12 protein-coding genes are annotated in these 15,520 nt (G+C 64.6%); 1 reads left to right on the plus strand and 11 read right to left on the minus strand.

The window, feature by feature from the left end; genetic code table 11:
- Positions 1 to 56: 56 nt before the first annotated feature.
- From GR702_RS16880 to GR702_RS16930, 11 genes are all read right to left on the minus strand, one after another.
- The gene (locus GR702_RS16880; RefSeq protein WP_160986955.1) at positions 57 to 2,384 is read right to left on the minus strand and encodes a TonB-dependent receptor; all 2,328 of its coding nucleotides are present in this window, start codon (positions 2,382 to 2,384) and stop codon (positions 57 to 59) included.
- A 210-nt stretch (positions 2,385 to 2,594) separates the two neighbouring features.
- A complete protein-coding gene (locus GR702_RS16885; RefSeq protein ID WP_160986956.1) occupies positions 2,595 to 3,932 on the minus strand; it encodes an aromatic ring-hydroxylating oxygenase subunit alpha in 1,338 nt (445 codons plus the stop codon).
- A 102-nt stretch (positions 3,933 to 4,034) separates the two neighbouring features.
- Positions 4,035 to 4,694, minus strand: a complete 660-nt coding sequence (locus tag GR702_RS16890; RefSeq protein WP_160986957.1) for a TetR/AcrR family transcriptional regulator — start codon at positions 4,692 to 4,694, stop codon at positions 4,035 to 4,037.
- A 216-nt stretch (positions 4,695 to 4,910) separates the two neighbouring features.
- Positions 4,911 to 7,427 (minus strand): TonB-dependent receptor domain-containing protein, encoded by a 2,517-nt coding sequence (locus tag GR702_RS16895; RefSeq protein WP_160986958.1) that lies wholly within the window; start codon positions 7,425 to 7,427, stop codon positions 4,911 to 4,913.
- A gap of 116 nt (positions 7,428 to 7,543) precedes the next feature.
- The gene (locus tag GR702_RS16900) at positions 7,544 to 8,479 is read right to left on the minus strand and encodes an ABC transporter substrate-binding protein (protein ID WP_160986959.1); all 936 of its coding nucleotides are present in this window, start codon (positions 8,477 to 8,479) and stop codon (positions 7,544 to 7,546) included.
- A 3-nt stretch (positions 8,480 to 8,482) separates the two neighbouring features.
- Positions 8,483 to 9,343: a TauD/TfdA dioxygenase family protein gene (locus tag GR702_RS16905; protein WP_160986960.1), complete on the minus strand. Its 861-nt coding sequence runs from the start codon at positions 9,341 to 9,343 to the stop codon at positions 8,483 to 8,485.
- A gap of 235 nt (positions 9,344 to 9,578) precedes the next feature.
- On the minus strand, positions 9,579 to 10,667 hold the full coding sequence (locus tag GR702_RS16910) for an LLM class flavin-dependent oxidoreductase (RefSeq protein WP_160986961.1): 1,089 nt from the start codon (positions 10,665 to 10,667) through the stop codon (positions 9,579 to 9,581).
- Positions 10,668 to 10,692: 25 nt separating this feature from the next.
- Complete coding sequence (locus GR702_RS16915; protein ID WP_160986962.1) at positions 10,693 to 11,916, minus strand: rhodanese-like domain-containing protein; 1,224 nt, start codon at positions 11,914 to 11,916, stop codon at positions 10,693 to 10,695.
- Positions 11,913 to 12,542 carry a cysteine dioxygenase gene (locus tag GR702_RS16920; protein WP_160986963.1) on the minus strand — a complete coding sequence of 210 codons (630 nt, stop codon included), beginning with the start codon at positions 12,540 to 12,542 and terminating at the stop codon, positions 11,913 to 11,915. The genes GR702_RS16915 and GR702_RS16920 overlap by 4 nt, the downstream gene beginning before the upstream one ends.
- The gene (locus GR702_RS16925) at positions 12,539 to 13,339 is read right to left on the minus strand and encodes an ABC transporter ATP-binding protein (RefSeq protein WP_160986964.1); all 801 of its coding nucleotides are present in this window, start codon (positions 13,337 to 13,339) and stop codon (positions 12,539 to 12,541) included. The genes GR702_RS16920 and GR702_RS16925 overlap by 4 nt, the downstream gene beginning before the upstream one ends.
- A 33-nt stretch (positions 13,340 to 13,372) precedes the next feature.
- Complete coding sequence (locus GR702_RS16930; protein ID WP_160986965.1) at positions 13,373 to 14,155, minus strand: ABC transporter permease; 783 nt, start codon at positions 14,153 to 14,155, stop codon at positions 13,373 to 13,375.
- A 278-nt stretch (positions 14,156 to 14,433) separates the two neighbouring features.
- Between GR702_RS16930 and GR702_RS16935 the strand changes: the two genes are divergently transcribed.
- Positions 14,434 to 15,273 (plus strand): LysR substrate-binding domain-containing protein, encoded by an 840-nt coding sequence (locus GR702_RS16935; RefSeq protein ID WP_160986976.1) that lies wholly within the window; start codon positions 14,434 to 14,436, stop codon positions 15,271 to 15,273.
- Positions 15,274 to 15,520 lie beyond the last annotated feature (247 nt).

Consider the following 15,520-nt stretch of genomic DNA (forward strand, 5'->3'; position numbering starts at 1 on the left):
TATCCTTCCCAAGTCCTGCGTGCCTCGAACCATGTCCATCCGTGCATCGCGCGCACCTAGAAGTTGAAGTTCACAGACCCACCCCACTGGCGCGGCGGGGCGTAGCCGGCGAGGCCGGCGTAGCCCGGGCTGTCGTAGACCGTGGACATGTAGCGGCTGTCGAGCAGGTTGGTCGCCCACAGCCCCAGCGACCATGCGGCGCCATCCGGCCTGTAGGTGAGCGAGGCATCGACAAGGTGCGTGGGCTGGATCTTCGAGCGCGGCGTGTCGAGGATCGCGGTGTAGTACTTCGAGCTGGTGTAGGTGTAGCTCACGTCGCTGACGAGGTCCGCGCCATTGCCCAGCGGCACCACGAAGTTGGCGCCGAAGCTGGCGTTCCACTTGGGCGCGTTCTGCAGCCGATAGCCTTCGAGATCGAGGACCTCGCCCGAAAGCGGGTCGGTATAGGGGAACTCCTTGTACTTTGCATCAAGGTAGGCAAGCGAGGCCCGCAGGGTCATGCCATCGACCGGCACGGCTGTGGTCTCCAGCTCGAAGCCCTTGATCTCGGACTTGCCGGCGTTGAGGATGCGGTTGCCCTGCGTGGCCGTGTCGGTGTCGAAGTAGATCTGCGCCACCTGCATGTCGCGGTAGTTGGAATAGAACGCGGCCAGGTTGATGCGCAGCCGGCGGTCGAGCAAGTCGGCCTTGATGCCTGCCTCGAATGTGTCGACCTTTTCCGGGTCATAGGGTGTGTCGCCGTCCGCGGGCACGCCGACGCGCGCGGTGAAGCCGCCCGACTTGAATCCGCGCGCCCAGCTTGCGTAGAGCAGCGTGTCGTCGAGGATCTCGTAGTCGGCGCCCAATTTCCAGCCCACGTTGTTCCAGCTTTTCTTTCCGCCCACGGTGAAGCTGGAAAGCACGAGGTTGCCCTCGCCGGAATAGTTCGAGCCGGCCGGATCGCCGATGCTGTTGACGAGGCTCGGCGCCGATTCCGTCTTTTCGTGGCTGTAGCGGATGCCTGCCTGCAGCTTCAGCCGGTCGGTCGCCTGCCAGTACGCCTGTGCGAAGCCGGAGATGGAATAGTTGTCCTGATCCTGCAGGTTGGTCTGCAGCAGGCCGGGGGTGGCGAACTGCAGGCGATAGGCCTGAATATGGTCGTAGTGGTTCTTGAGGTAGAAAGCGCCGACCAGCATGTTGAGCGTATCGGTCACCTCGATGTTGGTGCGCAGTTCCTGGCTGAACTGCCAGCCTTCCGTGCGGCGGTAAGTGTCGTTCAGGAACAGCGGCGTACCGTCCTGGTCGGTGTATTCACGCAGCTTGAACTTCTTGTAGCCGGTGATCGACGTCCAGTCGCCCAGCGCGGTGTCGGTCAGGTTCATCGTCAGCGTGCCGGAATAGGTGTCCATGTAGGACTGGTCGGGCACCGAGTTGTTGGCGCCGTAGTACTTGTCGGGCGCGATACACATGCCGGACTGGCCGTTTGCCGCGCAGGGGCTGACGTACATGCCCCCGGTGCCCGGCCCCGCCGTGCCGGGCGCCACGTATAGCGCCTCGCCGGGCCTCGCCCCGTTGATGACGATGGGCGAACCGTTGCGAGCGTTGACGTACTCGCCCTGCAGCGTCGCATCGAAGTTGCCGCTGGGCGTGAAGCGCAGGTAGGCGCGCACCGCGTCGAGGTTCTTCTTGCCCATGTCCGAGCCGTCGACGACGTTGGTGACCCAGCCCTCGCGCTGGGTGTGGATGCCCGCGACCTTGAGGGAGAGCACGTCCTCCACCAGCGGCGCCTCGATCGAGCCGGTCACGTCGAAGCGGTTGTAGTTGCCGTAGACCGCCTTGACGTGGCCGCCGAATTCGCCCGTCGGCTGCGCGGTGACGACGTTGATGACGCCGCCAGTGGTGTTCGCGCCGAACAGCGTGCCCTGCGGCCCGCGCAGCACCTCGATGCGGTCGACGTCATAGAGATCGAGCAGCGCGCCCATCGAGAAGAACTGCGGAACCCCGTCGACGACGATCGACACGGTGTTGCCGGCATAAGGATCGGGCTCGATCACGCCAATGCCGCGCACGGTGAAGACGGCGCTCTGGGGCGTGTTGGCGAAGTTGTCGATCTGGACGTTGGGGATCTGGCCCTGCAGCGCCTGCAGCGACGTTCCCTGTGTCGCCGCCAGCGCCTCGCCCCCGACCGCGGTGATGGAGATCGGCACGTCCTGCAGGTTCTCGGCGCGCTTCTGGGCGGTGACGACGATTTCCTGGATGCCGTAGCCCTGCGCTCCGGCGCCCTCTTGCGGCGATGCCGCAGCGGCCGCCTCCTGCGCCTGCGCCGGACTTGCCGCCACCAGCACGGCGGCGCCGAGCGCGATGCACAGCGCAGGCCTTGAACTGTCGTTGAGCCAGGTCTTCATGCGTCGTCTCCCGTTCTTTTGTTTTTCTCTGGTGCTCAGGCGGAGGCGTCTTGCCTCGTCGGCGGGCGTGGCGCGCGGTTTTCCTACATCGGTGAAGGCTGCTAGGTTCGCGCGCGCTTTTTCAACCGTGAACTTCCCCGTCCCGGGCGCGCCTTCAAGCAAGCTCCCGCGCGGATGTACTTCATCAACAAGCTCCCTCCCCGGTCGGCCTCAGCGCCGGCCTTCCAGGTAGTCGTTCAGAACCTCGTGGAAAAACCTGACGCGGGTTTCCTGCGCCGCCAGATAGGCGTCGGTATATCCGCGAGAGTGCATGCCCTTCTGCTGCCCCTCGGCCAGAAGCATGTCCTGGTAGACGATCTGGTCCTTGATCTCCGGCACGCCGCGCCCGTTGTCGAAGGCCCGGTGCTCCATCTGGGCCTCGCGCAGCGGTCGGGGGCCGGCCATGACCGACTCCACCATGGTCTGCCCCTCCACAGGGAAGGCCATGCACCACAGGTCGAAAGTGCACTTGTTCGGATCGTCCGGATGCGGCTCGGTGCGGAAGAAGATCAGGTTGTCCGGCAGGAAGCTGATGGTGACGTTAGGGAAGATCACCGTGTGCGGACTGTCGGTGATCTCCTCGTCGTCCATGTGCTCGTAGTGGACGTACCCGCGCTCCTTCCAGAGGCGTCGCTTGGCCGCCTTGAGGTCGAGCCAGCCTTGCATGGCCTTGGTCTCGTAGTCCGGATAGGCCGCCGGATCGATGTCCCAGGCCCTGAGGATCATGTCGAAGGGATGGTCCACACCATCGGGCAATCGGTCCGAGAGCGAGGGCCGCATCGGCTGCACGGTTCGCCCATGGCCGCCAGCCCACATCTCGTGGCGCGCGGTGTCGACATCCTGGTCGATCCAGGGCGGCACCTGCGGATGCGCGGTGCGGGTGTGATAGCTTTCCGAGAAGTTGTCGGTTGCGAACTTCCAGTTGGTGTTGAGGTCGATCTTCATCCAGAACACCCGCACGGCGGTGTCCATTGGATAGTTCCTGTAAAGATCCGGCATCGGCGCCAGGAAGTCGAGCAGTTCGGGCGCGGCGTCGTCCATGGTGTACCAGACGAAACCGCCCCAGGTGGCGCAGCGCAGTTCCTTCAGCTTGAGCTTGCCGCACGGGTTGCCCTGCGGGAAATCCTCAGGGTCCTGCGCATAGTTGAGGACGCCGTTCTTGCCCCAGATCCACCCGTGGTAGGGGCACTGGAAGGTATCCTGCGAACTTGCGTCCCAGACCAGCCGCATGCCGCGATGGCGGCACGAATTGTAGAAAGCCTTAATCGACCCGTCATCCTGGCGAACGCAGAAGACAGACTCATTCATGAAGTCGTGCACCACGTAGTCGCCCGGTTCCTCCAGTTCGGCGGTGCGGCCGGCGATGTGCCAGATGCGGGTCCACATGTGGTCCCACTCACGCTGCATGAACTCTCTGGAAGTGTATCGGTCGCCGGTGATCGGGTCGCCCCTGAGGTTGGCGGCGTTGCGGCCGTCGATCATCAGGGCTTCGATGTCCTGCCTTCCCATCGCTGCTCCTTTCGAGACCTCTCCCGGGTCCTCGTCACGGATGCAGAATAACAAAACTGGTCGATCGACCTACCTGTCAAAACGATCAGGCGGAACAGCCGGTCACGAAGCGCCGAGCCGTTGAAGCCCGCCGGCGAAGAACCTGAGCGCCGGCGCCGCCATTTCCTCCAGCCGGTCGGCGGAATGGTGGCCGGCGCTGATGTCGTCGAGAAAGCCGGGGTCCTGCACCATGAAGATCAGCGCCGCTTCGATAAGATAGACCCCGGCCAGCAGTTCACGCTCCGCAAGGTCGGGACAACGCTCACGCAGCCGATCGATGAGGATTTGCGAGACGATGGAAAGCTTCGCCAGGATCGGGCGCAGCTCCGGGAGGCGGTACGAACTCATCAGGTGCGAGGTCATGACGATGTAGTTGCGCATCGGATCATCGGGACGCGAGGCGAACTGCAGGAACGGCAGGATGAAGGCCGCCACCATGTCTTCCAGCTCAAATCGCCCCGCTGCTTGTGCGTCCGCGAAGCTGGCATGGATGGCTCCGTGCAGCAGTTCGAGCTTGCGCTCGAGCGCGGCGTCCAGGATCAGGTGCTTGTTGCCGAAGTGATAGTGCACAAGCCCCATGGTCACCCCCGCCTCCTTCGCAATGTCCCGCAGCGAAGTGCCGATGTAGCCATTTTGCGCGAAGAGAACCTCGGATGCATCCAGGATACGATTTCGCGTCGCTTCACCCTTCGTCGGGGTGGAAGGCTTGGTGGAGGTGCCCATCTTCGCGCATCAAACCGCCATTGCGCCGCTTTGTCAAACCGGCACCTGCGCCGTCCACAACCCTTGCGTCGAGGAGCCTGTCCGTACCGATGTTACATCAGGCCGGGCCCCCGCTTCGCACTCGCCGCGCGGTCTGCTGTGTCACAGAACATCCACTCCATCCGCGAAGCGATGAACATCGGCGCTCAACCGGTCCGTGCCTGAAATGCCGACACTTCAAAATCTAAGTCCGGCCCGTGCATAGTAGAAACCGCCGCTAAGGCCGAACGGTGCGAAGCCGCCGTATAACCCCGACCCGTCGAAGGCGATCGCGCCGTTCTTCTGGGGGTAAGTGTCGAACACGTTGTTGGCCCCCACGGCGAGGTCCAGCGCTTCGGTCAGTTGATAGCCGATCTCGGCGTCGGCAACCCACCGTGCGCCGAAGATGCGATCGGAAGCGGCCACGTTGCTGGATTCAGTGTACCCGCCATAGCGGGTAGCGCGGACCAGCGCGCGCACCTTGCCGGACGACCAGTTCGTCGTCAGCACGACCTTCGAACGCGGTGTTGCAGCGACGAGGTCGCGCTGTGCCTGGCGGCCGAACAGCGTTACGTTGAGGCTGGCAAGTTCTGGCGGATTGTCGATGACGTGGAGGATCTTCGTCTTGTTGTAGCTATAGGCCGCGCTCAGCCGGAAGGTACCTGCCGCCTGGGTGTCGAGCGTATATTCGCCCACCACGTCCACGCCCCGCGTGCGGGTGTCGATGGCATTGGTGAAGAACTGCGCGCTGTCCACGTCATGGACTCCGTTGACCTCGAGGATACTCCTGATCGCCGAGCCGCCGTTGGATGCGGTGCCCAGGAATTCAGTCTTCACGATGCGATCGTCGATACGGATCTGGTAGGCGTCGAGAGTGAGGCGAAGCGGGCCGCTTTCGTAAGTGACGCCGGCGGTGAAGTTGAGCGACTTCTCGGGCTTGAGCGGGCTGGCCCCCAACGCCTGCGCCGCCGCACTGTTGACGGGCAGGAACTTCGAGACTGTCAGCACTCGCGCGTCACCGATTACCGTCACCGTGTTCTGCGTGGTTGAGAATCCGGTCTGCGCGAGGGAGGGGGCCCGGAATCCGGTGTTGACGCCGCCCCGCAGCGCGAGACCCGGCGCCAGTTCGACGCGGGTCGAAGCTTTGGCGCTGAAGGTGTCTCCGGCGCCGTCCGAATAGTGCTCGAACCGCCCTGCAACGCCCAAGAACCAGCCCGGCGTCAGGTCGGTCGAAAGGTCGAGATAGGCGGCGAGATTGTTGCGGCTGAGGCTGGTTTCGTCCGCAGGAGACGTGCCGGTGAAGGAAACCAGCCCGGGCGAGGGCGAGCGACCGCCGTAGAGTTCCCCGAACGGCGTGTCGTCGACCGGGATAACATAGCCTCCGTCCCGGTAGCTGTCCGGCTCGCCTGCGATGTTCTGGAAACGCTCCCACCGGTATTCGGCCCCGAAAGCAATGTTGAGCGGCTTGGCGAGCCCCACATCGTATTCACGGCTGACATCGAGGTTGGTGACCCATAAGTCCTGTTTCTGGCGCCCCATGAAGAACTTCGTCGGGCTGGTCGGCCCGAGCGAGGGGTTGAGCGTGTTCTCGGCGCCCAGTTCGACGTTGTCCATGCCGTATGAGGTGGAAAGATCGAAGTTCCAGCCCGCCAGCGCCGTGCGAACGCCGAGCGCGGCCTGGTAATCCCACTCCCTGATGCGACGATAGGCCTGGAAGCCACCTGGATAGATCTGCGGCAGCACCGAGGCGCCTTGTGTATTGGGCTGACCGCCGTAGCCGGTGGGGGCCGCGACCGAAGCGCCGCGCGCATCCTTGATGTCGCGATAGCTCAGCGTCGAGAACGAATAGAGTGTAGCGTCCTCGCCCAGCGGCAGCTCCGCATTGTAGCTGGTGTTGACAATCTTGTCACGGTTAGACCGACCATACCCCCCGGCGATCAGGTGGTTCGCACTCGCCTCACGCGGGTCGGGCTGACCGTTCACCAGCGGATAGATGTAAGGGATCGGCTCGGCCGAGGATGTGGCCCGGTCGTGGTACTTGGCCTCCAGCGCGAAGCGGACGAAGCCGCCGTTATCGCCTAACGGAGTGCCGTACGAACCCGAAACCTGTGCCAGTTCGCCGCCCTTGGAATAGAGCGACCCGCCGGTCAGCGACAGATCTCCCCCGTCCGCGCTGTCATCGAGGATCACATTGATGACGCCGGAAATCGCATCCGACCCGTACTGCGCCGCCGCTCCGTCGCGCAGTACCTCGATCCGGCCGACGGCGCTGATAGGGATAAGGTCGATGTCGACCGGAGTGGAGCCCCCCGAAATGCGCGAGAGATTGTTGATGAGCGAAGTTGTGTGGCGGCGCTTGCCGTTGACGAGCACGAGCACATAGTCGCCCGAGAGGCCGCGGATCGAGATCGGTCGCACGCTCGCGGAAGTACCCCCGCCGCCGAGAGCGGGCATCGTCAGCGACGGGATGATGTTGCCCAGGATCTCCTTGAGCCCAGAGCGGCCAGTGGACTTCAGCTCCGCCGGTCCGATCACATCGATCGGCACCGGGCTATCGGCAACGGACCGCTGCACCTGCCCGCGTGCCCCCGTCACGACGATGGCGGCGCCCTCCACATCCGCCGCAGGAGCGGCTTCGTCCGGATCCTCGGCATGGACGGGAAAGGGGAGGAAGGATACGCTGGCGGCAAGGGCAACCGACTTCAGGAGTTTCACGGATTATAGGTCCCTGGATCTGTTTGTATCGAACCCTGATGGCATCTCTACCAATATAGTAGAAATTAAATTTCGCCGGCCATTCTCAAGTTTTGCTTGATCGAGAGAGGCTGACTTTAAGCCAGCACAAAAGCATCCTTCAGGGAGCGATTGGCCTTGACCTCGCCGAACCGCCGAAAGGTTTCGAGCACGACCTGCTGGCGCTCGATCAAGGCACCGTCGATCGGCACCGGGAGGCGAGTTCCCCGCCCGGCGAACTCGCGGGCGATCGGCAGCGGAAGACCGGTCTCGCGGGCGAGGACCTGGGCGAACTCTGCAATGTGAGTGCTTGCCCATTCGAGCGCCTTCGCCTCTCTCTTCAGGAAATCGTCCAGCAGCGCCCGCTTGTCCGTGATGGCGCTTTCGTGCGCGATGTCGAAGCCGTAGCCCTGCGCGAGACCCCGTCCGTCGACGGCGATCCGGTCCCCCTCGGCCAATGCAGCGGCGACGTAGGGCTGCCAGGTCGACCAGCCGTCCACCGCCCCGGTCTGCAGCGCCGCCCTCGCATCGCTGGGCGAGAGGAACACGGTCGTCACGTCATTCGCCCCCAGCCCCGCCGAAAGCAGGGTGCGCAGCAGCAAGTAATGACCGACGCTACCGCGCGTAGTGGCGATACGGCGGCCCTTGAGGCCCCTGGCATTCCGGATGGACGAGGCCGCGGGCACCACCAGCGCAATGGCGCCTGGCTCGCGTTCCTGCGTGCTCTGAGCGCCGATGGCCTTGATCGGACTGCCCGCCTGGTAGGCGAACAGGAACGGCGCGTCGCCGGCGATGCCGGTGTCGATCGCCCCGCTGCCGAGCGCTTCCAGAAGATTCTGTGCCGCCGGAAACTCCGACCATTCAACCTTGTACGGTGTGCCGTCGAGTGCGCCTGACGCCAGCATCAGCGACTTGGTGCCGCCCTTCTGGCTGCCGACGCGCAAGACCTTGGCGTCTGCGCCTTTACCCCCGCCGCAGGCGGCGAGGGCAAAGGTCGTTGCAATGCCGGCGAGCAGGTTACGCCTGGTGACCATCGATCAGAGATCCGTCCATAGCGGCTCGTCCGCGATCAGGATGCGGTGCAACTCGCGCGGGAAGTCGCCGTAGTTGCGAACGGCATAATGCACCGCAGCCCGATTATCCCAGAACGCCACCGTGCCCGGCCTCCACGAGAAGCGCGCCTGCAGGTCGGGCCGCTTGTACTGGCGCAGTACCTCCTCGAGCAGTTCCCGGCTTTCGGCCAGTTCTATGCCGAGGATTTGCGGCTGCTGCTGGAAGTTGACCCAAAGGATCTTCTGTCCCGTCTCGCGGTGGGTGCGCACGACTTTGTGCGCGACGATCGGGTATTCGTGGCCCGAGAGTGCAAGCGAATCCGTGAAGTCGTGCGTCACGTACTTGCCCTCGAGCCGCTGCTTGACTTCGTCGGGCAGCGTTTCATAGGCGAGGTTCGCGTCGACCCAGATGGTATCGCCGCCGACTTCGGGCAGGTTCACGTCGCGCAGCACCGCGCCCCAGGTCGGTACGAGGCGCCAGCTGGTATCGGTGTGGTAGGCATCCCCAGCCTTCAGCTTGCGACCCAGTTTCTTCTCATATTCCCGGTCATACTTCGCGGCGATCGCGTGGACCTCCTTGGTTGCGGCGTCGTGCCTGGTAGTGGGATGTGTATAGAGCGGACCGAAGTTCGCAGCGAACGCAGCCTGACCGGCATCGTCGAGCGACTGATCGCGGAAGAACACGACCTTGTACTTGAGCACCGCCGCCCGGATCGCGGTTCGAAGCTCGTCGGTGAGCGGTTTTGAAAGATCAACTCCCTCGATCTCGGCACCGTGCGAGGGCTGGACAGGCCTGATCACCAAGCCGGCGGTGGAAGTATCGAAGGTGGTCGCGGAAGTGGCCATAGCGGTGTTCCTCTCTGCTCTGGAGCTCGAAATCTATGTGCGGGCGAAGCAATCAACCAATGCGAAGGACTGATCGAAAGGTGAGTTCTGCCAATGGGTTGGCTCGCTTTCCGATCCGGACAAGCGCCCACGTCATCCCGACGAAATCAGGAGGCCGGCTTTCCTCTTTGGAAGGGCGGGGCTCCCCACTTGCTCGGAACCACAAACGTCCTCCGGGTCGATCCAGAAGCGTTCCTCAGCTCGCCAGCGCGACCTTCTGCTGCTCGCGCTGCGCAACCTTGGCACGCACCAGCGGGATCAGGTCGCGTCCATAATCAATGGCATCGGCGAGGGGCTCGAAGCCACGGATAAGGAAATGGTCGATGCCGATGTCGTAGTATTCCAGCATGGCCTCGGCGACCTGTTCGGGCGTGCCGACGAGGCCGGTGGAGTTGCCGGCGGCGCCGGTGAGCTGGGCCACGCCGGTCCACAGGCGCGTGTCACGGCGCTGCGACTGCGCCGTCTCCAGCAGGCGCAGCGAGCCCGTGTTGGGTGGCCGGTGGCCGGTGGTCGGCAGGCCGGCTGCCTCACGGGCGGCGCGAACCTGCTCGACGATGGCATCGGCCTTCCTCCAGGCGGCTTCCTCGGTGTCGGCGATCACCGGCCGCAGCGAGAGCGAGAAGCCGGGGTGCCGGCCATGTTGCGCCGCGGCATGACGGACAGTGCGCACGGCCTCGCCCACCTGCTCCAGACTCTCCCCCCAGAGCGCGTAGACGTCGGCATGACGGCCGGCGACCTCGATGGCTTCAGGTGATGACCCGCCAAAGAACACCGGCAGGTTGTCGGGCTTGATGGCACTGAAGGCGCCGCGCGCCTCGTAGAAGCGGCCCGTGTGATCGAACGGCTGGGCTTCGCTCCATTCGCGGCGCAGCACTTCGATGTACTCGTCGGAGCGCAGATAGCGTTCGGCCTTGAGCGTGTGGACATCGCCATCGCGTGCCATTTCCTCGTCAGCGCCTCCGGTGATGATGTGAACCGCGGCGCGCCCGCCCGAAAGCTGATCGAGCGTCGCCAGCTGCCGCGCCGCCAGCGTGGGCTGGGTGAAGCCGGGGCGGTGGGCGACGAGGAACCCGAGACGGCTGGTGATCGCTGCCGCATGAGCCGCCACGATCTGGCTCTCGGGCGAGGCCGAGCCGAACGGGATCAGGACCCGATCGAAGCCGCCCTTCTCCTGCGCGATCGCGGCGGCGTCCACATACTCGCGGTCGAGCGCGCGCGAGCGGGTCGCATTGTGGATTTCCGAAGTATCGTTGAAGCCGATATAGCCGATGAACTTGACGGTCATGAGAGGGTACTCCTGCCAGGGATGATCAGATGACGAAGAAGCCGTGGGTGCGGTCACGCGCAAGTTGCGCGACAAGGCCGTATTCCCAATCGAGGTAGGCCTGCATGGCGGCTTGCGGATTGTCGGTGCCCTCGTAGGGTCGCTTGTAGCGGCCCCCAGGTCCACGCGGCGGCGGAGCGCCGTCGGCCCCGGATTCCAGCGGCCCGTCGAAGCCATCCAGCACCAGCACTTCCCAACCCAGCTGTGCGAGCCATGACGCGGTCATGTCGGCCCGCGGGCCGAGATCGTCGGCAAGGACGATCCGGGCACCGCGAACAGGAGCGAAGTGGTCGGTTTCCTGCACCAGCTGCCCGCCCGGCGCGTTGCGGAAGCCCGGCAGGTGCCCAGCGACATAGGCTTCCGGCTGGCGGACATCGAAGCGGTAGAGCGTGCGATGGCTCTCGGCCGCGATCGCCGTGAGGACTGCGGCGTCGATGCGGCGCACGCCCGCGCGATAAGCTACCTCGCGCGCTCGGATGCGGGCTTCACCGCTATCACCGGGAAGTTCGACGCTTTCCTGCCGTCCCTGCTCCAGCGGCTGCCCGGCGAGTGTCCAGCCGATGGTGCCATTGCGCAGCGCGAAGACGCGGTTGGGGAGCCCTGCGTTGATGAGCGACTGCGCACCAAGTATCGAGCGGGTCCGCCCGGCGCAGTTCACGATGATCGTGGTGTCCGGATCCGGCGCTGCCTGGGGCGCTCGAAGAACGAGTTCCGCGCCCGGCACGCTCCGGGCCGCGGGAATGCTCATCGTCGCATATTCCTCGAAGCGCCGTGCATCGAGAATGGCGATGTCGGCTTTCTCGTCTATCAGCGCCTGAACGTCGGGTGCTTGCAACGAAGGCGTACCGCGCCGGTGTTCTACCAGTTCGCCGAATGCCTTGGAGTAGCTGTTGACGTCCTCGAACAGCTCGTAGCCGGCATCCGACCAACCCTGGAGGCCACCTTCGAGAAGATCGACCCGGGTAAAGCCGAGGCCGCGCAATTTCTCCACCGCGAACGGCGCGAGACCCTCGCCATGGTCGTAGACCACGATATCGACATCCTTGCGCGGAAGGCGCCATTCGGCCTCGGCGGCGATGCGGGCCAGCGGGATCTGCGCGGCGAAGAGCGGGTGGCCGGTTGCGAACGCGGCCTCGTCCCGCACGTCGAGGAGCGCAATTTCACGGCGTGCCAGCAAGGCGCTGCGCACGTGTTGGGGGGTGATGCTCATGCGCTCCTCGCTGCGTCCCAGATGTTGGGGATGGTCGTGTTGGCGTAGCCCGAGACGAAGGGGCGCTCCTCCCCGGTGGCCCGATAGGTTGCCCTATGGACCGCGCCGATGTTGGCGCCATAGACATGGATCGAGATCGAGGTGCGGTCGGCATATGCGTTCTCGACGCGGTGAATGTCTCCCTGGCGCGGGTCGATCGCCTCAACCTCTGTTTCAAGCAAGTCACGTGTCGCGCCCAGTTGCACGAGTGCGCCATCGCGGTCCCGCAACCCGAAACTCTGCACCTTCTCCGCCCCGCGCAGCACGCCGACGAGACCCCATACGCGGTGGTCGTGGACCGGTGTTGCCTGCCCCGGCCCCCACACGAACGATATGACGCTGAACCGCTCTGCGCTGTCGCAGTGCAGAAGATACTGCTGGTAGCCATCAGGGTTGGCCTGCGCGTATTCCTCCTGCAGCCAGGTGTCTCGCGCGACCAACTGCGCGAGCAGCGCGCCGCCACGTTCCAGGATAAGGTCAAGGTCCTCCGTGTCGTCCAGCAGCGCCGCGAACCCGGTGACGAAACGGCGCAGCGGGGCGGTGTCGACGGTGGCTGCGCCAGTGGGAAACGTCGCAGGCGCGTTCACGGACGGGCTCCGGCATGCAGCGCCACGACGTCAGCCGCATGGTTTTCTACGACCATTCCGCCGAGAGCTTCGAGCAGGCGGTGGCGCAAGCCGGCGGCGAGGCCGGCGCGCTCTGACCCGCGGGCGGCAGTGATACGTTCCTGCGCGACGATGCGGCCGTGATCGAGCAGGATCACCCGGTCGGCGAGCGCGATCGCCTCGTCGACATCGTGAGTGACCATCATCACCGCAGGGCGGTGTCGGTGCCACAGGGACAGCACCAGTTCGTGCATCCGAAGGCGGGTGAGAGCATCGAGCGCCGCGAAAGGCTCGTCGAGGAGCAGCAGCTGCGGCTCGCGCACCAGCGCCCGGGCAAGCGCCACCCGTTGCGCCTCGCCGCCCGAGAGCGTGAGCGGCCAGGCATCCAGCCGGTGACCGAGCCCGACTTCCTGCAACGCCTCTTCCGCCGCTGCCCGCGCGTCGCGCTTGTTCAGGCCAAGGGCGACGTTGCGCCAGACCTTCTTCCACGGCAGCAGGCGCGCGTCCTGGAACACCACAGCATGCGAAGCCGGGACGGTCACGTCCTGCTCCTCGGTTCCGTCGAGCCCGGCGAGCGTGCGCAGCAGGGTCGTCTTGCCCGAGCCCGAGCGACCCAGCAGGACCACGAACTCACCGGCGGCTATCTCGAGGTCGAGACCGGAGATAATGGTGTTGGCACCGAAACTGCGGGTGAAGTCGCGTAGCCGCACGACCGCGTCCGGCCTCGCAGAAGCAGTGGTCGGGGTGATGGTGGTGAACTGGGTCAGTCGCGCGTCCATGGCGGATCCTTCCGATATGTTGGGAGAGGCGGCTCAGGCCGCCACAATTTCGGGCCGCCAGAGCAGAGCGCGGCGTTCGATAGCCCGGACCAGCCCGTCGGCTGCCAAGCCGAGCGCGGCGTAGATCATCAGGCAAACCAGGATGATGTCGGTACGCATGAAGTCGCGCGCGTTGTTGATGAGGTAGCCGAGCCCAGCCGAGGCGTTGATCTGCTCGGCCACGACCAGCACCAGCACCGAGATCGAAAGCGAATATCGCAGGCCCACCAGCAGCGAAGGCAGCGCGCCCGGCAGGATGACGTGCCAGACCTGTTCCGCGCGGCTGAGGCCAAGGCTGCGGGCGCTTTCCAGCAGGCGCAGGTCAGTGCCGCGAATGCCGCTGTAAAGGTTGAGGTAGACCGGGAAGATCGAGGCGAACGCGATCAGTGCGATCTTGGGGGTCTCGCCGATGCCGAACCAGACGATGAACAAAGGGGTGAGCGCCAGCGTCGGGATCGTGCGCTTGATCTGCATGAGCGGATCGACCGTAACTTCGCCGCGGCGCGAGAGGCCAGCAACGAGCGCAAGCACCACGCCGGTGGTCACGCCGATCGTCAGCCCTGCCGCAATGCGCAGGAACGAGACCCACAGATTGTCCGCCAGTTCACCCGAGACCATCATGCCATAGAGCGTCGCCAGCACTCTGGACGGCGCAGCGAGCGTTCGTTCCGGGATCAACCCGGTGCGTGAACCGACCTCCAGAAGCGCAAGCAAGAGCAGCGGCGACAGCCAGCGGGCGTTGTTCAGAGTATTGGTCAGGTGCTTCAATCGGGACATGCGTCGAGCCTCGTTGCCGATGTCCGCAAGCTGGCACCCAAATCTCTATCAATTCAATTGAGAACAACTGGGCGGGCTATTTGCGGAGCTTATACTGGCTCTGCAAACGTGGCCGCATCGGTCTCAGGTGGCGGAAATCTGGCCATTCCGCAGTCCCAGCCAGTCCGGCGCCGCCGCAACAGAATTCCTTGGCTACCTCAAATGTCTACTTCATTGATTGAGAATTTCTCATGCTTCATGCCGTCTCTCCAGCGACATCCAAAGACGAAAGCTATGCGATGCCCGTGAACCTCCCGACCAACCTCCTGCGCAGCTTCGTGGCGATCGTCGATACCGGCTCGATGCTCCATGCCTCCGAGCGGGTTTTCGTCAGCCAATCCGCGCTGAGCCTGCAGATCAAGCGGCTGGAGGAGCTGCTCCAACAGTCGCTGTTCCACCGCGAAGGACGGCGCCTCGCGCTCACCGCGCATGGAGACCTGATGCTAGACTATGCGCGCAAGGTGCTGGACCTTCACGACGAGGCGGTAGCGGCAGTGACCAACGGCCAGTTCGCAGGCCCTGCGCGGATCGGCATGGTCCAGGACTTTGCCGAGCTGCTTCTGACCGGGCTGCTCGCGCAGTTCGTCGAGCTGCACCCCGAGGCTGAACTCTATTCGCGGGTCGCGGGAACAGCCGAGCTGATGGAGCTGCTCGACAGACGCCAGTTGGACATCGTTCTCGGTTTCGCAGCCGCGAACGACCGTGCAGCGGTGACGACGGCGCCGATGGCCTGGTTCGGCAAGGAGGATCTTGCCCGGCTCGACATCATTCCGCTCGCGGTGCTAGAAACGCCCTGCCGCTTCCGCGAGGCCGCCATCCGCGCTCTGGAGGACGCCAGGCGGCCCTACCGCATTACCCTCGAGACGCCCAACCTTACTACCCTGCGCGCAGCGGTCGACGCCGGGCTGGGCCTCACGTGCCGCACCGGCCTGTTCCTGCGCGACGCGCCGATCACCGATGGCGCGTTGCCCGACCTGCCGCATGTCTCGTGCATCCTGCACACAGCACCGGGGCTCGACGGACCGTGCAGTCAGCTTGCCGCGCTCGCTCGCGAGGTGGTGGCGGGGCTGCAGGAGTAACGTGGATCCACCCTTCCCCGCCTTACTCAGCAGCAAGAACGCGTAGACGCCAGAGCGAACTGCACCTCGGGGCTTATTCGATATTCTCAAGGCGCTTTGAAGGCTTCTCGTTGGTCGTGCCTAACAGCGCGTTGACGAAGTCGGTGTGATCTGATTCAGCCTGGATACGGAAAGAAGGCGGTCAGCGACGATGGCGATGCGACGTGATGGTGATGTGCAGGCGGATCTGATCGTGTCGTGGTCAGAT

Source organism: Novosphingobium silvae (genome assembly GCF_009856825.1).
Lineage (GTDB): Bacteria > Pseudomonadota > Alphaproteobacteria > Sphingomonadales > Sphingomonadaceae > Novosphingobium > Novosphingobium silvae.